Below are 21,436 nucleotides of genomic sequence, written 5' to 3'. Positions count from 1 at the left end.
GAACCGTGCCAGTTTCGAGAAAGGTGAAAAAGATCAATAAAATCAGCAGCCCGCGCCGATCGCGGGCGCGCCGGGTCCTATGGCCAACAGGCCAAAGATTGTTCACTCGGGCAATCGTGCGCACAATTTTTGTGCAATGCACAAGAGTGGCGCGGAAATGATCAGGCTTCCGCGCGAACCGATTTCTGGCCGGTAATGTACGCGTCGATCTCGTCCGGATCGAAGATCTGGCCGTCGAAGAAACCGTCCGGACCGAGCACAAGGCCGGCGCCTGTCGCGCCGACCGCGGTGGCAATTTGGAGCGCACCCTCGACCTTCGAATTGGCGCCGGGAAGTGCGACGCCAAGCGGCTTCAACGCCGAACGATAGAGGTCGGGACGATAGCAATCCCGCGCAATGGCGAGGTTCTCAGGCGTGTGCGCCACATGCCCCCAGCGCACCATCTGCGTGTAGAACCACAGCGCATGGCTCTTCCACGGAAAGTTCGCCGCCTTGTCGAAGGGCAGGAAGAAGTCGTCGATGCTCCGCTCCGCGCCGCCACCCAGTCGGAGATGGCCGGTCAGGATCGGCATCTGCACGGCCGGCGGCAGGCCGAGGAAGCCGGCCTGCGCCATGACGGCAGCCAATTCGCCATGGTTGGCCGGATCCTGGCACCAGCGCGCCGAGTGATGCAGCGCGCGCAGCAACGCCGCCAAGGCCCCGGCGTTTTCGTCTGCCCAGGCCTTGCGCACGCCGATCACCTTCTCCGGGCTGTTACGCCATATCCGCGCCTTGACGGTGACGATATGCCCGGTGCCGGCGGCAACCGCAGCACTGTTCCAAGGTTCGCCTGCGCAGTACCCGTCGATGCGGCCGGTGGCCAGCGCATCCGCCATGAAGGGCGGCGGCACGATGACGATCTCGATTTCGCGCGCCGGATCGATGCCGCAGGCGGCGAGCCAGTAGCGGAGTTCGTAATTGTGCCCGGAATGCGGATGCACCACGGCGAAGCGCAGCGGGTCGCCACCGGCCGCAGCGCGCTCGCGAATGAGCGCGCGCAACGCCGCACCGGCGCGCGCCGGATCAAGATCGGCTTCGGCGCCGTGCGCCACCATTCCGGCCCAGACGGTGTTGGAGACGGTGACGCAATTGCCGCCGAGCCCGAGCGAGAACGGCACGATGGTTTCCGAAGCGAGTGGCGTCAGCCCGAGATTGCAGGCGAGCGGCATCGGTCCCAGCATATGCGCGAGATGAAAGTGACCGATGGCGATGCGGTCGCGGATGTTGGCCCAGGACGTCTCGCGGTGTAGGGTGAGGTCGATGCCTTCTCGTGCGGCAAAGCCAAGCTCCCCGGCCGCGACCAGCACGGCGCTGTCGAAAAGCGGCATGAAACCGGCGGTGATCTGGTGCGCAGCAGTCATGCTCATTCGTCCTCCGGCGGTCCCAGCAGCCCGGCGGCAGTCACCAGGCTCTGGGCGATGTCGCCGATCTTGCGGTTCTGGTTCATCGCCGTCTTGCGCAGCAGCGTGTAGGCCGCCTCTTCGGAGAGGCCGCGCGACTTCATCAATATGCCCTTGGCACGATCGATCACCTTACGGCTCTCTAGCTCGCCGCGAATCTCTTCCAGTTCGCGCGCCATGCGCGAAAAAGCGTTGAAGCGGCTTACCGCCATGTCGAGGATCGGCTTGACGCGCTCTTGCCGCAGACCGTCGACGACATAGGCCGAAACGCCGGCATCGACCGCCGCCTCGATCGAGGCCTGATCGGAGCGGTCGACGAACATGGCGATCGGCCGTTTCACGGCGCGCGACAGCTGGAACATGTTTTCCAGCATGTCGCGGTTCGGATTCTCGAGATCGATGACGATGACATCGGGCTCGATCTCGGCGATCCGCCGCGCAATGCCGGTCACGTCATGGATGACGGTGACTCGCTCATGGCCGGCCTCGCGCAATCCCGCCTCGATGATCGCGGCGCGGATGCGGTTTTCATCGATCACCAGGACGGCGAGTGCGGTTCGAACCATGCCTGCATTGTGACCAAGCGAAGGAATTGTGCAATGCAGTATGGTTGAACAACCCGATATTCGCTGACCGGGCCGCCGGCGTCTAATCCGCCGCCAACGCCGTGACCTCGCGGCGGAAGGGCAGTGCGTCGCCGATATCGGCTTCGTCCAGCTCGCGGGCGAAACGGTGGCCGGCGTAGGTTGCCCAGGCGATCGGACCCGGCGCCTCGGCATCGCCGATGACTTTGATCGAGCGGATGCCGCTATCGGCCCATTGATCCCGCCGCGCCTTCAGTTCGCACCAGACGCCATCGTCCTGTTGGCGCGACGTCACGAGCACGACGGCGTCCGCGGCGAAGTCGCGTTGGCTGCCCGTATAGGCGCACGCAGTGGCAACCCCACCCGCCACGATGCGCGTCACGGCCCGGTTCAGCACGATCTCGACGCCGAGTTCGGCCAGCCGGCGATGGATGGCGCCCTGCTCCAGCGTGTTGCGGGTCCAGTCGGACACATAGGCCGACGGCGTCACCAGCGTCACCTTCGCGCCCTGCCGCGCCATCAGCTCGGCCAGGACACCGCCCATGTAATAGTGATCGTCGTCGAACAGCACGACAGTGCCGGTCGGTATATTGCCGCCCATCAAATCGTCCGGCGTGTAGACCGGCATGGCCGGGTCCACCGGCATCGGCACGACATGCGCGCGCGCCACGCCATCGCGGCGCCATGTCGAGCCGGTGGCGACGGCAATGTTCTGGAAGCCGAAGGCGAGGATTTCCTCGGCCGACAGCCGGCTTTCGAAATAGACGTCGACATTGGACATCTGGCTGATCTGGTACTGGCGATAGTCGCGCACACGCCCCCATGCCGAGAGACCGGGCAAGCGGCACTCGCGCGCCACGCGGCCGCCGAGTTCGGTTCCGGCTTCGGCGATGGCCACCTGGTAGCCGCGCAGGCCGAGTGCACGCGCCGCCTCCAGCCCGGCCGGGCCGGCGCCGACGATCAGCACGCTGTCGCTGTCGCCCTTGGCCTGCATCCGTTCGGGATGCCAGCCCTTGCGCCACTCCTCCATGAAGGTCGGGTTCTGCGTGCAGCGAGAGATCGACATGGTCATGTCGCCGGTGATGCAGATGTTGCAGCCGATGCATTCGCGAATGTCCTCGATCCGCCCCTCCTCCACCTTCTTCGGCAGGAAGGGATCGGCAATCGACGGCCGCGCGCAGCCAATGAAGTCCAGCGTGCCGGACTTGATCATCTTCACCATCACATCCGGCGAGGTGAAGCGACCGACGCCGACGACCGGCTTCGAGGTCAGCATCTTGATGCCGGACACCAGGCTCTCCTGCGCGCCCTCCTCCTTGAACCGCGACGGCCCCGAACAGTCCTCCCAGGCGCCATGCGCCAGGTCCCAGAGGTCTGGCAGGTCGGCATGCATCTCGATCATGTCGCGCACTTCGGAGTTGCCGAAGCCAAGCTCGCCGATCATCTCGTCCAGCGACAGCCGCAGCGTTAGGCCGCACGTGTCGCCGATGGCGTTCCTGCCCTCTTCGATCAGCTCACGCATCAGCCGCGAGCGGTTTTCCAGCGAGCCGCCATATTCGTCGCTGCGCTGGTTCGTGGCGGTGGACAGGAAGTGCTGGATGATGCCGAAGCCATGCGCGCCGTAGAGGCAGACCAGGTCGAAGCCCGCCAGTTTGGCACGCTTGAATGCATTGCGGTGCCAGCGGCGCAGGTCGCGAATATCCTGCTTGTCCATGGCGCGCGCCTGCACCGGATCGTTGGTGAAGGTTCGGATCGGCAGGGCCGACGGTCCGCGCGGTACCTCCTTGGTGTAGAGGTTGGGACCGTTGATGCCCGAATAGGCCAACTGGATGCCGGCCAGCGCGCCATGCTGGTGCATGGCCTCTGCCATCTTCGCCAGCGCCGGGATATCGGCGTCGTCCCACAGCCTGAGCTCGATGAAGGGCGTGATCTCCGATGTGTGGTGCATCTCGGTCTGCTCGGTGAAGATGACGCCCCAGCCGCCTTCCGACTTGATGCGGCGCATCTCGGCCGCGGCCGAAGGATCGCGATAGCCGCCGCCATTGCAATGCGGAACCTGATAGAAGCGGTTCTTGGCGGTCACCGGACCGATCTTCACGGGCTCGAACAGAATGTCGTAGCGCGGATCGCGCATGGAACGTGCCTTCCTGCCAGCGTCGCCTTGCACATGCCCGATCATGGTTTCGAGCCAAGGTGCAAGCCGGCCAGCCCAGTGGGTTGATGCCGTGAGACCATTCATAAGTTGCGGCAAGCGCCGGGAAACAACAGATTTCTTCTGTGCCGGTTAGGACGCGCCTAATCGGCAGCACTGCATGGATTAGCATCCGCTGAATCCCGGCTGAGCCAAATGCGACTTCAAGGCCGCCGCCGCGCAATGTTAGATAGCGCGCACGCCCAATGAGACACAAGACGCATGGACAGCATCCAGATCCTTGAAAAACTGATCGCGTTCCCGACGGTGAGCCGCGATTCGAACCTCGCCCTCGTCGGCTACGTGGCGGAGCTGCTGGACGCGCACGGCATTGCCAGCCAGATCATCCACAGCGAGGACGGCCACAAGGCCAATTTGTTTGCCACCATCGGACCGACTGATGCTTCCGGCATCATGCTGTCCGGCCACACCGACGTCGTCCCCGTCGACGGCCAGGCTTGGACGCTGCCGCCCTTCGAGATGACGAGCCGAGACGGCAAGCTTTACGGACGTGGCACAGCCGACATGAAGGGTTTTGTGGCCTGCGCACTCGCGGCGTGCCTTAAAGCATCGAAAATGACGCTGCGCACGCCGCTGCATTTGGCGCTCTCCTACGACGAGGAGATCGGCTGCATCGGCGTGCGCAGCCTGATCGACATGCTGCAAGCAGCCCCGCAGCGGCCCTTGCTGTGCATCGTCGGCGAGCCCACCGACATGCAGGTGGCGACGGGCCACAAGGGCAAGCTTGCCGCACGCGCGCTTTGCAAGGGACGCGAGGGCCATTCGGCGCTGGCTCCGTTGGCGCTCAATGCTATCCATCTCGGCTGCGACTTCGTCGCCGCCTTGCGCCGCGAGCAGGACCGGCTGGTGCGCGATGGCGCCCGCGACGGCGACTACGACATTGCCTACACGACCGTCCATGTCGGCAAGATCAACGCCGGCGTGGCGCTGAACATCGTTCCGAACCTCTGCCAGGTCGACTTCGAGATCCGCAATGTCGCGGCCGACGATCCGCATGAGATTCTCGACCGCCTGCGCAAGGAGGCTGCTCATATTGCTTCCGAAGCCTCGACCATCGCGCCTGAGGCGGCAATCGACATCGACATCACCAACACCTATCCCGGCCTGGACACGCCGGCCAGTTCGCAAGCCGTCGCTTTCATCAAATCGCTGACCGGCGCCAACAACACCATCAAGGTTGCCTACGGCACGGAGGGCGGCCTGTTCAGCCGCGATCTCGGCACGCCGACGGTCGCGTGCGGACCGGGATCGATGGCGCAGGGACACAAGCCGGATGAGTTCGTCAGCGTCGAGCAGATGCGCCGTTGCGATGGCATGCTGGAAAAATTGCTGCAGCGGCTTGCCGACCAGCAGTTGGCTTAACCGGGGCTACTTCTGTGGAAGTGCTGCCTGGCCGACAGCCCGCTCGGCGCCGAACACGCCTTGCTCGACGACGAAATGCCGGCAGTGGTCGATGAACGCCTGGACGGTTTGCGTGCGGTGTTCGGAACTGGGCAAGGCGACGCCCATGGTCAGCGGCCGCAGATCGCCGTCCAGCGGCACGAAGACCAGCGGCTTGCCGTCCGGCGCCAGCGTGTTGAGCGGCCGCATATTGGCGATGCCGTAGCCGAAGCCGTTGGCCACCATGGAACGCATGACGGCGATGTCGCCGGTACGCTCGGCAATGTTGGGGCGGATTCCCCGCTGGTGGAATGCCGACAGAAAATATTCGCGGCTGAACGGCAGGTCGAGCAGAACCATCGGCTCGTCGGCCAGCTCCTCCGTCGTGATCGACGCCTTTGCCGCAAAGCGATGCCCCGCCGGCAGCATGACGTACGCCGGCACCAGCATCAGCGGCTCGAAGGTCATGTCCTGCGACAGTTCGAGATCGTAGGTCAAGGCAAGGTCGATTTCACCGCGCTGCAGCATCTCGAGCAATTGCCCCTGATTGCGCTCGAACTGGCGCACCCGCACATCGGGATAGGCACGCTCGAACCGCATGCGCAGCGCCGGCAGCACGATCTGCGCGAACGTCAGCAGACATCCCACCGCCAGCGGGCCGCGCACCTTTTCGGCAAAATCGCCGGCGACGTCATGCAAGGCGTCGGCATCGTTGAGCAGCCTTGCGGCTTCCTTGAGGAAGATGCGGCCGCCGGCTGTCAGCGACAGGCCGTGCGAATGCTTGCGGACAAAAAGCTGCACGCCGAACTCGGTTTCCAGTTGTGCGATGGAGGCCGAAATCGACGGCGGCGACACATTGACCTGTTCGGCCGCCTTAGCGATGGAGCCGGCTTCGCCCACGGCGACGAAATATTCCAGCTGTCTGAGCGTGAAGCGTAGCGGCATGGCTGGCTATGTTGCTGGTTTGAGGGCTTCGATCAAGCCTAATGCATGTCGCGCAAAAGTGGGCCCGGTTTTGCGCAAATGACATGCATAGAGCAAAGGCCAAAAGCGCATCGCTTGAATCCGTTCAATCGCGATGCGCTTTAGGCGCCCAACAGTACTTGATCCATGTCGTTTTGAGCGCGGTGTATTTGTCGAGCGCATGCAGCGACAGGTCGCGGCCGAAGCCGGATTGCTTGAAACCGCCGAACGGCGTCATCGGGCTCAGCGCGTCGACCGTGTTGACGGAAACCGTGCCGGCATGCAGCCGGCCGGCGATACGATGCGCGCGCGACAGGCTGTCGGTCCACAGCGATGCGGCCAGCCCGTATGGGCTGTCATTGGCGATACGGATCGCGTCGGCCTCGTCGTCGAAGGCGATGACCGAAAGCACCGGCCCGAAGATCTCGTCGCGGGCAATCGGATCGGCGGGCGCGACATTGTCGAAGATGGTCGGCTGGACAAAGCTGCCGCGCCCGTTGACCGTGACCAGGTCGCCGCCCGCGACCAGGCGCGCGGTTTTCTTGCCGGCTTCAACGAAGCGCATGACATTGGCCGCGTGGCGGGCATCGACCATCGCGCCCATTTTCGAAGCTGGATCGAGCGGATCGCCGGGCTGCGTGGCCGCCGCACGTTGCACCAGTTTCTCCACCAGGGCATCCTTGATGCCGCGCTGGACGAGCAGGCGTGAATTGGCGGAACAGACCTCGCCCTGGTTGAAGAAGATGCCGAAGGCCGCCATGTCGGCTGCCGCGTCGAGATCGCCGCAATCGGCAAAGATGAGGTTCGGGCTCTTGCCGCCGGTCTCCAGCCAGACCTGCTTCATGTTCGACTGGCCGGAATACTGCAGGAACATCTTGCCCACGGCGGTCGAACCGGTGAAGGCGAGGCAATCCACATCCATATGACGGCCAAGCGCCTGGCCGGCGGTTTCGCCAAGGCCGGGCACGACATTGAGCACGCCTGCGGGCAGGCCCGCTTCCATTGCCAGTTCCGCCAGAAGCAGGGCCGACAAGGGCGACTGCTCGGCGGGTTTCAGCACCACCGAATTGCCTGCCGCCAGCGCCGGTGCGCATTTCCAGGTCGCCATGTCGAGCGGGAAATTCCACGGCACCACCGCGCCGACCACGCCAAGCGGCTCGCGCCGCACCAGCACCAGATCGCCTTCGCCGGTCGGCGCCACTTCGCCATAGATCTTGTCGATGGCCTCGCCATACCATTGGAAGATCGCTGCCGAGCCGGGAACGTCGACCGCGGCCGCATCCCTGACCAGTTTTCCCATGTCGAGCGATTCAAGCAGGGCCAGTTCATGCAGGTTTTCGCGCAGCAGCTGCGCCAGCCGCAGCAAGACCTCCTTGCGGTGCGCCGGACTGGTGCGCGACCAGACACCCGCATTGAAGCTGCGCCGCGCTGCGGCAACCGCCAGATCGATATCTTCCTCGCCGCAGGACGCCACTTCGGCCAGCACCTCGCCGGTAGCCGGATTGACGCTGGCGAAGGTCCGGCCCGAACGCGCTGCGACCGTCTTGCCGTCGATGAACGCCTTGTCGCGAAAACGGATCGCGGACGCCTTGCCGATCCAGTCCTTGTGACTGAGTTCGCTCATCGCAGGTGACCCCTGTCTTGACTATTCGTCGCCCGGCACGCCGTAGCTCGGCGCATCGGATGGGTTTATCGCGCGGGTCACATAGGCATCGAGCTGCGGTTTGTAGAGTTCCCACAGCGTCGCCAGTTGCTCGATCGGGCAATCGTCGGTCCAGTCGCAGCGCAAATCGGCGACCGGCCACGCCACCTCGCGCACCAGCTTCATACCGGCGGAATGGACAGGACCCGCCTCGCCGCCCGCTTTCAGCGCGGCGCGCATGGTCGCGATGAGGCGGTCGCCGAGATGCCCTTCCGACGCCAGGAACGCCTCGACCATGGCTTGCGGAACGCCGTCATGGGCCAGCATGTTGCCGCCGCAGGCGACATTGTCCGCACGCGCCTCCGCCCAGATGCCAAGCGCCTTGGGCCCTGAGTGGATAGCGGTCGTCCCGGCGGCATCGACAGCCAGCACCTGCCGGTATTCGGGATAGGCACCGGTGCGCTTCAATATGACAATCGCCTCTGCCGCCGACGCGCCGCGCGCCAGCAATTCGAGACCGCGCAGTCCCAGCGCAGGATCGGTGACGTTCTGACTGGCAACGGCGCCGGCGCCCGCCTGCGCATAGGCGCAGCGCGCCGCCACAGCAGGCGACGAGGAGGACACCGCGACCCCGAACATGCCGGTGCGGCTGCACCGCGCGACGATGGAGAATGTCATGACTTTAATCCGGGATAACTGCGGTGCCGTCGATCTCGACCAGCCAGTCCGGCCGCGCCAGGGCCTGCACGACTAGGCCGGTCGAGACGGGATGCACGCCTTTGATATACTCGCCCATGGTGCGGTAGACCGCCTCGCGATGGCGGACATCGGTAATGTAGACCACCACCTTGACCAAATGCTCGATGGTGCCGCCGCACTCCTCGATCAGCTGGCGGATGTTCTGCATGACCTTGTGCGTCTGTTCGACCGGATCATGGCTTTCGATATTCTTGGCCGTGTCGAGGTCCTGCGGGCATTGGCCGCGCAGATAGACGGTCCTGCCGCCCCGCGTAACGACCGCCTGGCACAGATCATTGTCGAGCTTCTGCTCGGGATAGGTGTCCTTGGTGTTGAACTTGCGAATTCTTGTATGGGCCATCTTGGTCTCCGTCAGTCGGCTCGAGGTCGGGACGTCCGTTTCTATGCCACTTTGGTCTCGCGCTTTGCGGACGCATGGTAGGCCAGGTACTTGCGCTGCGTGGAGATATGGTCCGCCACATGCTGGGCGTCGTGCCAGACGCCCCAGATGAAGCTCGACCCCCGCCGCGATTGCCACGGCAGTCCCAGGAAATAGATTCCCGGCTCGGTCGACACGCCGCGCTGGTGCTTCGGCTTGCCCTTTTCGTCAAACACATCGACCTTCAGCCAGTTGTAATCGACGGTGAATCCCGTTGCCCAGATGATCGAACCTATCCCGGCTTCCGCCAGGTTCAGCTCGAGAATGGGATCAGTCATGCATTGCGGGTCCGGTCCGATCTCGCGGGCCGCGGGCTCCTCGGGAAGGTCGAGGCCGTTGCGAGCGACATAGGCGTCGGCCTCGTCCAGCACCGACATGTAGTTCGCATCGCCGCGCGCGATATTTTTAGCCAGATCCGGAGCGAAGGTCATGACCCCTTCCTTGTAGGATTCCGTCCGGCCAACCAGCGTCATCCCTTGCGCGGCAAGACGCCGGAAGTCGATCGTCTGGCCGCCCCGCGCGCCGCTCACCGCGATGGTGACGTGTTCGGTGCCAGGCGCCGGCGCTTGGGCGTCCCATTTGCCCAAAACCCCCAGCCACCAGCAGAAGTCACGCTCGCGATAGGCCCGCGGCGGCCGATCATGCGGCCCGACCGAGAGGTAGACGCGCCGTCCCGCGCGCTGGAGTTCGTCGGCAATCTGCACTCCCGAAGATCCCGAGCCGACCACCAGCACCGCACCTTCGGGCAACTGGCCCGGATTGCGATAGGCGCTGGAATGGATCTGCATCGCTCCGGCATCCCCGGGGACAACCGCCGGAATGACCGGATGCTGGAAAGCCCCGGTGGCGGCAACCACGCTCCTGGCCTCGATCACGCCATCCGAGGTTTCGACCCGGAAGCCGGGACGGCCGACAAGCCTTTCCACGCTCCTGACCTCCACGCCGCAGCGGATGGGGGCAGCGATCATGCCGGCGTAAGCGACAAAATAGTCGGCGACCTTCTCCTTGCCGACAAAGGCGTCGGGACCGGCCTCCGGAAATTCCATGCCGGGAAAACGATCATGCCAGGCGGGACCATTGGCAACCAGCGAGTCCCATCTTTCGGTACGCCAGCGTTCGGCGATGCGGCTCCGCTCGAGCACGAGATGCGGCACCCCGCACTTGCTCAGATGCTCGCTCATGGCCAGCCCCGCCTGGCCGCCGCCAACAACAAGCGTGTCTACCGTTTCGACTGGCATTTCAGCGGCCCTTTCTGGCTCTCCCCGGGAGTGTCTGCGGATGTGGCGGAGATCTGATCGTTTGGTTTACTGGAGGCACCGGGCAGCGAAAATTATGATTTCATGTGGCAGTGGTTAGCTTGTCCCTAAATGCCGGGAAGCATGGCCGAAGATGTGGAGCGCGGGGCGTGGATCATCACTGTTGAGTCAGAAGAAACGGACGGCTCAGAGATAAAGGCTTCTGGCCGCCTTGGACGAGAGCAACTCCTTTGCCGGCCCCTCCTGGGCGACCTTACCCTTGACCAGCACATAGCCGCGATCGGCGATGCCCAGCCCCATTTCGGCATTCTGTTCGATCAACAGGATGGTCGTGCCTTGGCGATGGATCTCCCTTGTGATCTCGAAATACTCGCCGATGAGTTTTGGCGAGAGACCGAGCGACGGCTCGTCCATGATCACCAGTCTGGGTTCGCCGATCAGCGCGCGCGCCAGCGCCACCATCGCCTGTTCGCCGCCCGACAAAGTCCCGGCGACCTGGCGCAGGCGCTCCTGGATGCGCGGAAACAGCTTGCACATCTTGTCCAGTTGCACCCCGAAATTGGGTCCCCTGCCCGACACCGCGTCATAGCCCAGGCGCAAATTCTCCACCACGGTCAGGCCGGGGAACAGCCGGCGCCCTTCGGGAACGAGCCCGACGCCGAGCGACGCCAGGTTTTCCGTGCCGAGCGTCGCCATGTCCCTGCCCATCACCTCGACCTTGCCGCGCTGCGCCCGCACGACGCCGCAGACTGTCATGAAGGTTGTCGTCTTGCCGGCGCCGTTCGGCCCCAGCAGGCAGACCAGTTCGCCGGGGCGCACGCTCATCGCCACGCCGCGCAGCATCGGCACCGCGCCATAGGAAGTATCGACATCCCTGAGTTCAAGCATGGGCGACCGCCTTCCCGAGATAGGCTTCCTGGACGCGCGGGTCGGCTCGCACCGCCGCGAAGTCGCCCTCGGCGATCTTGCTGCCATAGTCGATGCAGGTGACATGCTGCGGGAACGCTTCGACCACCCGCATGTCGTGCTCGATCAGGACCACCGACAGAGCAGGGTTTTGTACGCGCAGCCGCGTGATGTCGGCCACCAGCGCGTCGGTTTCCGTATCGTCCATGCCGACCGAAGGTTCGTCGAGCAGCAAGAGCTTGGGCTGCGATGCGAGCGCTCGGGCAATTTCCAGGCGCCGCCTGTCGGCTTGGGCCAGTGTACTCGCTGGCCGGTAGCGTTGTTCGAACAGGTCGCCGGAGCCGAGCTTGAGCAGGGTTTCGGCCTTTTCCACGCAAGCCGCCATCTCGCGGCGCGATGCGCCAGGCCTAAACAGCGCGGTCAGCACGCCGGTCCTGGTGCGGGTGTGCATGCCGATGATGACGTTGTCGAGGACACTGAGGTCGGAGAACAGACGCGACGACTGGAATGTGCGGGCGATGCCGCGGTCGACAACTTCGTAGGACGGGCGGCCGGTGATCTCGGCGCCGTCGAAGGTCACGCGACCGGAGGTTGGCCGGTAGACGCCGGTCACGACATTGAACAGCGTCGACTTGCCGGCGCCGTTCGGGCCGATGACGGCGAGCACCGCGCCCTTGTCGATCGACAGGCTGACATCGTTGAGCGCGACCAGGCCGCCGAAGCGCATCGTCAAATTCTCGACCTTGAGAAGCGCGCTCACAGTCCGCCTCCGTAGCGCCGCATGCGTTGCGGGAACAGACCTTGCGGCCGGATCATCAGGAAGCCGATGATGACGACGCCGAAGAACAGCAGGCGGTAGTCGGCGAACGCGCGCAATTTCTCCGGCAGGATGGTCAGCAGGAACGCACCGACGATGACACCGAAAATATTGTCCATGCCGCCGACGATGACCATGGTCATGATGGTGACGGAGACCAGGAAGGTGAAATTGTCGGGAGAAATGTAGGAGACGTAGAAGGCGTAGATCGTGCCGGCGAAGGCGGCGAGAAAGGCGTCGACGGCGAAGGCCAGAACCTTGAACCACGCCACATTGATGCCTTGCGCCTTGGCGGCGATCTCGTCGGCGCGCAGCGCATTCCAGGCCAAACCGATGCGCGAACCGTGCAGCCGATGCGCGGTGACGATGGCGACGACGACCAGTGCGGCCGACAAATAATAGAAATTCGCCTGGCTCGGCAGCTTCCAGCCGAAGATCACCAGCGGATCGGCAAAGGAATGGCCGAACAGGCTGGGCGCCGGAATGCCGACCAGTCCGTTGGGTCCGCCGGTCCAGCTGAAATTGTTCAGCAATTGCTGGACCACGACACCGAAGGCGATGGTGACGAGCGCCAGATAAGTGTCGCGCGTGCGCATCGACGGGATGCCGATGATGAAACCGAACAGGGTCGCCGCCAGCGCCGCGACCGGCAGCGTCAGCCAGAAGCTGACGCCGAAATTGATCGCCAGCAGCGCCGACACGTAGGCGCCGATGCCGTAGGAAGCGCCGGTGGCGAAGTTCGGGATGTTGGCGCTGCCGAGCTGGAAATTGAGCGCCAGCGCCAGCACCGCATAAAGCTCGGCGACGATCAGCAGATGGAGGATATAGGTGTTGGATCCGACGAAGAACGGAAAGGCCAGCACGATGACCGCCGCAGTGATCATCGCCACGAGCGGAACCCGGGCAAAGCTCGCCAACGCATAGTCGGCGATCCACGGCAGCCTCTCCAGCAGATAGAAACCGAGGCCGAGCAAGGCCAGCAGGCCGACCACCTGCCAGCCGCCGTCGACTCTGAGGATGAGGTACAGGAACGCTGCCCCGATGATTTGCGAGGCGATGGCGAAGACCGTGGCCGCGGCTATGCCCGGCACGTCGGGTGAAGCACGACCCTGCATGCTAGACTTTCTCCATGACGGTGCGCCCAAGCAGGCCGGCGGGGCGGAAGATGAGCACGGCGATGACCAGCAGGAAGACGAAGACCAGCCGGTAGGAAGCGCCGTCCGGCACGAATGTCTGCGCCAGCACTTCGATGCCGGCAATGATCAGTCCGCCCAGTATGGCGCCCGGCATCGAGCCGAGGCCGCCGATGACCGCGGCGGAAAAGCCGAGCAGGCCGGCCATGACGCCGAAGTCGAACCGTGTCACGCCGGCATAGCTTGCGAACAGAAGTCCAGCGATGGCGCCGATAGCCGAGGCAATGAAGAACGTCGCACGGAAGACGCGTGCATCGCGGATGCCCATCATGCGCGCCACGACCCGGTCCTCCGAGGCCGCCCGGATGCGCAGCCCGAGCGGGGTCATGCGCAGGAAGACAAACAGCATGGCAACCAGCGCGACGGTCAGCACCACCACCAGCAGCGCGAACCAGCTGATGGCAACGCCGGAGATTTCGAAAGCCATGCCCGACACCAGGCGCGGGAAGGCATGCGGGTTCGATCCCTGCGGATAGAGATGGCGGATCAGCTCGCGGATGACGATGCCGAGCGCCACGGTCGCCACCAGCGCCATCATGGCGGGCGCATCGCGGAAGCGCCTGATGACCACCTTGTCCAGCAGGACGCCGATCAAACCGACGGCGAGCACGGCGACCGGAACCGCAAGCACCAGCCAGGCGGGGCCCGAGGCGCCAAGAGCGGTCGCCAACGCCTGGGCAAGCGCCAGCGTGATGAACGGCGCCGTCATCGCGACATCGCCGTGCGAGAAATGAATGACGTTCAAGACACCGAAGATCAGGCTGAATCCGATCGCCAGCAAGGCATAGATGCAGCCAAGGGTTATCCAGTTCACCAGTTGCTGGACAAGCAGTTCCGCCATGCGGTCGGTCTCTCGATTGAAGCCGACAGGTATCAACCGCCATCCCGGGCGGACAGAACGAATCTCCGAACTCACGAGTCACAATTTCCGAATTTCGTCACTGAATACGCGCCCGTACACTGATGATCAGCCGACGATCACGATCGGCCGGGTCGCTACGACGGCGGCAGATAATTCTGTTTGAGGTGGAACCATGCAAAACAGGCGCAGTGCGCTTATCCGCGTATCGTCAATTCTGGCCGGCTCTCTGTTTGCCATCGCCCTGGGCGCCGCCCAGGCGCAGGCCGACCAGATCAAGCTCGGCTTCATCGGGCCGCTCTCCGGCGGCAACGCCCAGCAGGGCCTCGGCGCCCGCAACGGCTTCCTGCTCGCCATCGAGCAGGCCAATGCCAGCGGCTATCCGCACCAGGTGGAAGGCGTCGTGCTCGATGACGCCTCCGATCCGGCCGTCGGCGTTTCGGCGGCGCAGAAGCTGGTCAACGATCCCGCGGTGGTCGCGGCAACGGGGCATTGGAACAGCTCGGTCGCGTTGGCGACGATCCCGGTCTTCAACCGCTCGCAGATGCCGTTCATCGTCTGGGGCGCGGTCAGCCCGAAGATTACCGAACAGAACTTCCCGAACGTGACCCGCGTCACGCCGACGCTGGTCAACGAGAACAAACCGCTGGCCGAAGCCATCGCCAAGCAAGGCAAGATCAAGAAGATCGCCATCATCTCCGACACCACCGACTACGGTGCGGCCAACACCAAATGGTTCGGCGATTTCTTCAAGGCGGCCGGCGGCGAGGTCGTTTCTTCGGATGCCGCAGCTGTCGGCACGACCGATTTCCGCGCCATGCTGACGACCGCGAAGGCAGCGTCGCCCGACGCGGTCTATTTCGGCGGTGTCGTCACCGAAGCAGCGCTGGTGCGCAGCCAGATGGCCGACCTCGGCATGGGCAATCTGCCGATGTACGGAATTTCAGGCATCTACGACCCGAAATTCATCGAGATCGCGGGAGCTGCCGCCGAGGGCACCATCGCCGGAACTCCGGCCGTCCAGTCGAACCCCAAGCTCGAGGAGTTCAACAAGGCCTATGAAACCAAGGCTTATCCCGATCCTGCCGGCTCCTATGCGAAATATGCCTACGAGGCGACGCAGATCCTGCTTCAGGTCATCAAGGAAAAAGGCCTCGACGACAAGGAGGCGCTGAGCAAGGCCATTCGTGACATCCACCACGACGGCATTCTGGGAGACGTCTCGTTCGATGCCAACGGACAGACCAACATGGCCATCGACATCGACATGTTCGTCGTCCGCAGCGGCAAATGGGAGAAGATGTAACTTACCTGATCGACGCCGCGCCCGTTCTCGGTGGCGCGGCGTCGATCACCTTCATCGCCGAGCTCGCAAAAGTCCTGACCGGAGCGCCTGACCATGAATGACGAGGCTGGCCACGGCGCACCTCGAAAGGCCGTCGAGATCAAGGGCGTCTCCAAGGTGTTCGGCACCTATCAGGCGCTGAAGCCTGTTTCCTTCGACATCTACGACAACGAGTTCTTCACGCTGCTCGGCCCGAGCGGCTGCGGCAAGACCACCCTGCTGCGCATGATCGCCGGTTTCGAGCAGCCGACGGCGGGGCAGATTTTCCTGCACGGCTCGGACATACAGGGACTCCCCCCGCATAAGCGGCGGGTCAACACCGTCTTCCAGAGCTACGCCCTGTTTCCGCATATGAGCGTCGAACAGAACATCGGCTTCGGGCTCGAAAACCTCGGCTGGTCAAAGGGCCGCCGCGATGCGCGCGTCGCCGATATGCTTCGTCTCGTCCATATGGAGGCCTTTGCCGGGCGCAAGCCGCAGCAATTGTCGGGCGGCCAGCGCCAGCGCGTCGCGCTCGCCCGCGCCCTGGCGCCGGAACCGGAAGTGCTGCTGCTCGACGAACCGCTCTCGGCACTCGACCTGAAGCTGCGCCAGGCCATGCGCGACGAGCTGCGCATCCTGCAGCGCAAGACCGGCATCACCTTCGTCTTCGTCACCCACGACCAGGAAGAAGCGCTCGACATGTCGGATCGCATCTGCGTTCTCGGCGATGGCGAGATCCAGCAGCTTGGCACACCCGCGGCGATCTACGAGGAGCCGTCGAACCGCTTCGTCACCGATTTCATCGGCGAGACCAACTTCCTCGATGCTGACGTGATTGCCGTGGACGGCGAGCAGGCAACCGTGAAAACGCAGCTCGGCATGACCTTGACGGCCTCTCACAAGAAAGCGGTCGCCGGCCAGAAGGCCTTCATCTCGATACGTCCGGAAAAAATCAGCCTGCCCGCGCAGGACAACCCGATCGCTGTCGACGGCACGATCATGAGCACCAACTATCTCGGCGGCTACACATACTATCTGATTGAAGCGGGCGGCACCAAGCTGCGCATCTCCAAGCGCAACAGCGTCAGCCGCGGCCAGATGTTCGAAATCGGGCAATCGGTAAAAGTCGGCTTTGCCGCCGAATCCGTGCGGATCCTCGGCGCATGAAGGCACGCACAAAAAGTCCCGACTGGAATGTCCTCGGCCTGCTGCCGGCCCATCTCATCATGCTGCTGACGCTGATCATCCCGATCGGCATCATCATCGTGGTGTCGTTCTCGACGCGCGGACCTTACGGCGGGTTCGAATATGTGTTCACCACAGCGCCCTACAAGCAGCTTTTGTTCAACGAAGGCTGGACCGGCGAGATGGAGTTCAATCCGCAATATCTCATCGTTGTTGCCAGAACGCTGGTCCTGTCGGCCGTGACAACATCGATCTGCCTGCTCCTGAGCTTCCCGGTCGCCTATTTCATAGCGCTGCAGCGGCCGGCGATCAAAGTGCTGCTGATCTATCTCGTCACGCTGCCATTCTGGGTTTCGATGATCGTGCGCGTCTATTCCTGGATCATCATCCTTGGCAAGGATGGTGTCGTCGAAAAGACCCTTCGCGGTCTCGGCCTCGTCGACAACATGGACTCGCTGCTGTTCGGCAACACCGCCATGCTGCTCGGTCTCGTCTACAGCTACATTCCGCTGATGATCCTGCCGATCTTCGCCTCGATCGAGAAACTCGACCCTGCGCTCATCGAGGCGTCGCATGATCTCTATGGCAACCGCGTCACCACATTGCGCCGCGTTATCCTGCCCCTCACCCGGCCCGGCATGATCGCCGGCGCGATCCTGGTGTTCGTTCCAAGCCTCGGCGCGGTCCTGGAGCCGACCCTGCTCGGCGGCGGCAAGACCATGATGATGGGCAATCTCATCCAGCTACAGTTCGGTGGCGCCCGCAACTGGCCGCTCGGCGCCGCCATCGCCATCGTGCTGATGGCCGCGGTCATGGTCTTCCTGATTTTCCAGGGTCTGCGCTCGATGCGCACCGAAGGCCTGGAGCGTGCGGCATGAACGCGGACGATGATGTCAGGCGCTATCCGGGCTTCGGTCTCTTCAGCGCGATCTTCTTCGCCTATCTCTATTTGCCCATCGCCGTCGTGGTGTTCTACTCTTTCAATGCGAACCGGATCGTCTCCAATTGGGGCGGCTTCTCATTGCACTGGTACGCCACCGCTTTGTCCAACGCCAACCTGATGACAGCGGTGAAGACCTCCCTGCTCGTCGCCACGGTCGCCACAGTCGCCTCGACCCTTGTCGCGTTGATGGCGGCATTGGTGCTGGTGCGCGGCCGCGATGTCCGGTTCCGCCGCATCTCCGAAGCGGTGGTGAACCTGCCGCTGCTCCTGCCCGAAATCGTCGTTGCTGTCGCCGTCCTGATCCTCTTCTCCGAGATCGGGCTCGCCAACGGAATGGTGAAGCTGATGATCGCCCACACCACCTTCTGCATCCCGTTCGCCTTCCTGCCGATACGCGCCCGCCTGCAGGGAATGGACTTCGATCTGGAGGAAGCCGCCCGCGATCTCTATGCAACCGGTTGGGTCGCCTTTCGTCGCGTCACGCTGCCGCTCATCCTGCCGGGTGTTTTCGCCGGCGCCATGCTCGCCTTCGTCATCTCGATGGATGATTTCATCACCAGCAACCTGTTGAATTCCGGCGGCGCCACCACGCTGCCGGTCTACATTTTCTCACTGATCAAGCAGGGCGTGTCGCCGCAGCTCAACGCAATCTCGACCTTGATCATGATTGTTTCGGTGGTGCTGGCGACCGTGGCCTTCCTGCTTCAGCGACGGCAGTAGCAGCGGCGTAGTTTTTCCTAATCAAGGCGTCGGGCAAATCGAATTTATCGAACCCGACGGTTTGTTATCGTCGCCCCTGGGAGAACAACAAACAGGGGAATGACATGACGACTAAAATTGCAGCGCTCACCATGGCCGGTGCCATGAGCCTCGCCTTTAGCGTGCCCGCTCTCGCCGAGGGCAGCCTGGCCATCTACGCATGGGCGGATTCCATCTCGCCCGAGATGGTCACGAAATTCGAGAAGGAAACCGGCATAAAGGTCACGGTCGACGCCTTCTCATCCAACGAGGACCTGCTCACCAAGCTGCAGGCCGGCTCGTCGGGCTACGACATCGTCACGCCTTCGCAGCACTTCGTGAAGATCATGATCGATAGCGGGCTGCTCGAGGATTTCGGCGCCAGCTCGATGGCGGCCTACAGCCAAGTCCTGCCGGACTGGCAGAAACCGTGGTGGGATGCGACAGGCAATCATTCGATCCCGCTCGCCTTCGGCAATGCCGGCTACACCGTCAACCGCGACCTCTACAAAGGCCCGGTCGACAGCTGGAAGACCTATTTCGAGCCACCGGCGGAGCTGCGCGGCAAGATCGCCAGCCTGGCGCAGCCCGACGAAGTCATTCCGGCAGCGGAAAACTATCTCGGCATCAAATATTGCAGCGAAGACCCACAGGAGATGAAGCGCGTGCTCGACCTCTTGCTGGCGCAGAAGCCATTCGTGGCGGCCTATTCCAGCGACAACATCGAAAACCGCATCGGCAGCGGCGAGGTTGCCGCCCATTTCTGGTGGGACGGCAACACCATGAGGCTTCGCCGCAACGACAAGGCCAATGTCGAATACGCGATGCCGAAAGAAGGTCTGGTCGGCTGGCTGGATTCCTATGTCGTGCCGAAGGGCGCGGCCAATATCGAGAACGCCAAGAAGTTCATCGATTTCATGACCCAGATCGACAACGCGACGGCGCAGTACAATTATTACGGCCACTCTTCGCCGGTGAAGATCGACGAGAGCAAGGCGCTCTACAACAAGGAGAACGCTCCGGAGCTGTTCCCGACCGTTCCCGTCAAGATGGGCCAGGCCTGCTCGCCGGCGGCGCAGGAACTCGTCACCAAGGTCTGGACGCAGCTTCTGCAATGAGCCGCTCAGCCGGGGCGCGCGCCGCCCCGGCATCTCCATTCTCAAAGGGGCTGGCCATGCAGACCGAAAATCTTGACTACGATTACATCGTCATCGGCGCAGGCTCGGCCGGTTGTGTCCTTGCCAATCGCCTGAGCGCCAACCCGTCCCACAAAGTGTGCCTGATCGAAGCCGGCGGCAGCGATATGGGGCTGCGGGTCAAGGTGCCTGCCGGCATCCTCTCGCTCTACGGCAATCCGAACTATGACTACTGCTATGTCGGCGTGCCTCAGCCCAACCTCAACGGCCGCAGGATTCCGGTCAATCGCGGCAAGGCGCTGGGCGGCTCCAGTTCCATCAACTCGATGGTCTACATCAGGGGCGCCGCGCAGGACTATGACGAGTGGTCGCGACTCGGCTGCGCAGGCTGGGCATTCAGCGACGTGCTTCCCGTCTTCAAGAAGCTCGAGCGCAACCTGCTTGGCCAGGACCCGCACTACCACGGTACAGGCGGGGAACTGCTGGTCGACAAGCCGCGCGATCCGAATGTGCTGTCGTCGATGTTCGTCAAGGCCGGCAACAATGCCGGTCTTCCGGCCAACAGCGACTTCAATGCCGAAAGCCAGTTCGGCCTCGGCATCTACAATGTCACCCAGGATCGCGGCCAGCGCTTCAGCAGTTTCACCGCCTTCATGCGCCCGGTGCTCGATCGCAAGAATCTCACAATCCTCAGCGAATGCGAAGTGATCGACCTCGATATAGCCGAGGAACGCGCGACAGGGGTACGGGTGCGGTACAAGGGCGAGCAGAAGACGCTGTCGGCCCGCCGCGAAATCGTGCTTTCGGCCGGGGCGATCAATTCACCGAAGATCTTGCTGGCGTCCGGCATCGGCGCAGCCGCCGAGCTGCAGGCGATCGGTATAAAGCCGGTTGTCGATCTGCCGGGCGTGGGCAAGAACCTTCAGGACCATATCGACGGCATGATCACGGTCCGCTCCTCGAGCACGAAGACGCTCGGCCTGTCGCTGCCCAACCTGCCCCGCGTGCTGGCTGCGCCCTTCCGGTATTTTGCCGGCCGCAAGGGCATGCTCACCACCAACTACGTCGAAGCCGGCGGCTTTGCCCGGACGAAGTATGCGAACGGCATTCCCGACATCCAGTTCCACTTCGTGCCCGGCTATCGCAGCCATCGCGGCAGGCTGGTGGAGTACGGCCATGGCTACGCAATCCACACCTGCGTGCTCAGGCCCAAAAGCGTCGGCGAACTCAAACTCTCAGGCCAGGCGTCGAACCGGGATGTGCTGATCGATCATCGCTTCTTCTCGAACGACGAGGACGCCAGGGTGTTGGTCGAAGGCATCAAGATCGCGCGTCAAATCTTTGCCGCATCCGAGTTCGACCCGATCAGGGGGACGGAGATGCTGCCGGGCAAGGATGTTCGCAGCGATGACGAGATCCTCGCCTATCTGCGTGCCGAAGCGCTCACCGTCTATCATCCGGTGGGGACGTGCAAGATGGGGACCGATGCGATGGCCGTCGTCGACCCGGCAACGCTCAAGGTGCGCGGCATCAGTGGCTTGCGGGTCGCGGATGCGTCCGTGATGCCGAAGCTGATCGGCGGCAACACCAATGCCCCCAGCATGATGATCGGGCACCGGGCAGCGGAGATGATCCTGGGCCGGGGATAATTTCTGTAGCGCAACTCCAGGAAAGGCGTG

Annotated in this window: 19 protein-coding genes; 7 read left to right on the top strand and 12 right to left on the bottom strand. The window is 63.4% G+C overall.

Translation table 11 applies throughout. The features are described 5' to 3' along the window. Positions 1 to 161 precede the first annotated feature (161 nt). From AC0L3E_RS03510 to AC0L3E_RS03500, 3 genes are all read right to left on the bottom strand, one after another. A complete protein-coding gene (locus AC0L3E_RS03510; RefSeq protein ID WP_473604370.1) occupies positions 162 to 1,400 on the bottom strand; it encodes a CmpA/NrtA family ABC transporter substrate-binding protein in 1,239 nt (412 codons plus the stop codon). Between the two features lie 2 nt (positions 1,401 to 1,402). Next, positions 1,403 to 2,005: an ANTAR domain-containing response regulator gene (locus tag AC0L3E_RS03505; protein WP_473604222.1), complete on the bottom strand. Its 603-nt coding sequence runs from the start codon at positions 2,003 to 2,005 to the stop codon at positions 1,403 to 1,405. Between the two features lie 82 nt (positions 2,006 to 2,087). Next, on the bottom strand, positions 2,088 to 4,157 hold the full coding sequence (locus AC0L3E_RS03500) for an oxidoreductase (RefSeq protein WP_473604221.1): 2,070 nt from the start codon (positions 4,155 to 4,157) through the stop codon (positions 2,088 to 2,090). Between the two features lie 279 nt (positions 4,158 to 4,436). Here AC0L3E_RS03500 and argE point away from each other — a divergent pair, with 279 nt between their 5' ends. Next, positions 4,437 to 5,597: an acetylornithine deacetylase gene (gene argE / locus AC0L3E_RS03495; protein ID WP_473604220.1), complete on the top strand. Its 1,161-nt coding sequence runs from the start codon at positions 4,437 to 4,439 to the stop codon at positions 5,595 to 5,597. A gap of 6 nt (positions 5,598 to 5,603) precedes the next feature. On the opposite strand, the gene AC0L3E_RS03490 is transcribed toward argE, so the two are convergent. The 9 genes from AC0L3E_RS03490 to AC0L3E_RS03450 all read right to left on the bottom strand — a co-directional run bounded on the left by AC0L3E_RS03490 (position 5,604) and on the right by AC0L3E_RS03450 (position 14,410). After that, positions 5,604 to 6,560 carry a LysR family transcriptional regulator gene (locus AC0L3E_RS03490; RefSeq protein ID WP_127267113.1) on the bottom strand — a complete coding sequence of 319 codons (957 nt, stop codon included), beginning with the start codon at positions 6,558 to 6,560 and terminating at the stop codon, positions 5,604 to 5,606. 124 nt (positions 6,561 to 6,684) lie between these two features. Next, the gene (locus AC0L3E_RS03485) at positions 6,685 to 8,202 is read right to left on the bottom strand and encodes an aldehyde dehydrogenase (RefSeq protein WP_473604219.1); all 1,518 of its coding nucleotides are present in this window, start codon (positions 8,200 to 8,202) and stop codon (positions 6,685 to 6,687) included. A 21-nt stretch (positions 8,203 to 8,223) separates the two neighbouring features. Then, on the bottom strand, positions 8,224 to 8,898 hold the full coding sequence (locus AC0L3E_RS03480; RefSeq protein WP_127326478.1) for a DUF1028 domain-containing protein: 675 nt from the start codon (positions 8,896 to 8,898) through the stop codon (positions 8,224 to 8,226). 4 nt (positions 8,899 to 8,902) lie between these two features. Next, a complete protein-coding gene (locus AC0L3E_RS03475; protein WP_127380986.1) occupies positions 8,903 to 9,319 on the bottom strand; it encodes a RidA family protein in 417 nt (138 codons plus the stop codon). A gap of 41 nt (positions 9,320 to 9,360) precedes the next feature. Next, entirely contained in the window at positions 9,361 to 10,635 is a 1,275-nt protein-coding gene (locus AC0L3E_RS03470) for a flavin-containing monooxygenase (RefSeq protein WP_128308587.1), read from the bottom strand. Between the two features lie 204 nt (positions 10,636 to 10,839). Continuing rightward, entirely contained in the window at positions 10,840 to 11,541 is a 702-nt protein-coding gene (locus AC0L3E_RS03465; RefSeq protein WP_473604218.1) for an ABC transporter ATP-binding protein, read from the bottom strand. Further along, positions 11,534 to 12,319, bottom strand: coding sequence for an ABC transporter ATP-binding protein (locus AC0L3E_RS03460; protein ID WP_245469824.1), 786 nt, complete (start codon positions 12,317 to 12,319; stop codon positions 11,534 to 11,536). Before AC0L3E_RS03460 ends, AC0L3E_RS03465 begins: the two co-directional genes overlap by 8 nt. Further along, positions 12,316 to 13,491, bottom strand: coding sequence for a branched-chain amino acid ABC transporter permease (locus tag AC0L3E_RS03455; protein WP_127292336.1), 1,176 nt, complete (start codon positions 13,489 to 13,491; stop codon positions 12,316 to 12,318). The genes AC0L3E_RS03460 and AC0L3E_RS03455 overlap by 4 nt, the downstream gene beginning before the upstream one ends. A gap of 1 nt (position 13,492) precedes the next feature. Continuing rightward, a complete protein-coding gene (locus AC0L3E_RS03450) occupies positions 13,493 to 14,410 on the bottom strand; it encodes a branched-chain amino acid ABC transporter permease (RefSeq protein ID WP_023809431.1) in 918 nt (305 codons plus the stop codon). A gap of 193 nt (positions 14,411 to 14,603) precedes the next feature. On the opposite strand from AC0L3E_RS03450, the gene AC0L3E_RS03445 reads away from it, so the two are divergent. The 6 genes from AC0L3E_RS03445 (at position 14,604) to AC0L3E_RS03420 (ending at position 21,406) form a co-directional block, all read left to right on the top strand. Further along, positions 14,604 to 15,734, top strand: a complete 1,131-nt coding sequence (locus AC0L3E_RS03445) for a branched-chain amino acid ABC transporter substrate-binding protein (RefSeq protein ID WP_127271535.1) — start codon at positions 14,604 to 14,606, stop codon at positions 15,732 to 15,734. A gap of 93 nt (positions 15,735 to 15,827) precedes the next feature. Continuing rightward, positions 15,828 to 16,922 (top strand): ABC transporter ATP-binding protein, encoded by a 1,095-nt coding sequence (locus tag AC0L3E_RS03440; RefSeq protein WP_473604217.1) that lies wholly within the window; start codon positions 15,828 to 15,830, stop codon positions 16,920 to 16,922. Continuing rightward, a complete protein-coding gene (locus AC0L3E_RS03435; RefSeq protein WP_128288829.1) occupies positions 16,919 to 17,818 on the top strand; it encodes an ABC transporter permease in 900 nt (299 codons plus the stop codon). Before AC0L3E_RS03440 ends, AC0L3E_RS03435 begins: the two co-directional genes overlap by 4 nt. Further along, the gene (locus AC0L3E_RS03430; protein ID WP_127271529.1) at positions 17,815 to 18,603 is read left to right on the top strand and encodes an ABC transporter permease; all 789 of its coding nucleotides are present in this window, start codon (positions 17,815 to 17,817) and stop codon (positions 18,601 to 18,603) included. Before AC0L3E_RS03435 ends, AC0L3E_RS03430 begins: the two co-directional genes overlap by 4 nt. A 104-nt stretch (positions 18,604 to 18,707) precedes the next feature. Next, a complete protein-coding gene (locus AC0L3E_RS03425; RefSeq protein WP_128308734.1) occupies positions 18,708 to 19,739 on the top strand; it encodes an extracellular solute-binding protein in 1,032 nt (343 codons plus the stop codon). A gap of 56 nt (positions 19,740 to 19,795) precedes the next feature. Next, positions 19,796 to 21,406 carry a GMC family oxidoreductase gene (locus tag AC0L3E_RS03420; RefSeq protein ID WP_473604216.1) on the top strand — a complete coding sequence of 537 codons (1,611 nt, stop codon included), beginning with the start codon at positions 19,796 to 19,798 and terminating at the stop codon, positions 21,404 to 21,406. Positions 21,407 to 21,436 lie beyond the last annotated feature (30 nt).

It is taken from the genome of Mesorhizobium sp. WSM4822 (assembly GCF_055811155.1).
Note: the sequence above shows the minus strand (reverse complement) of the source record. Positions and strands in the feature narration are given on the sequence as shown.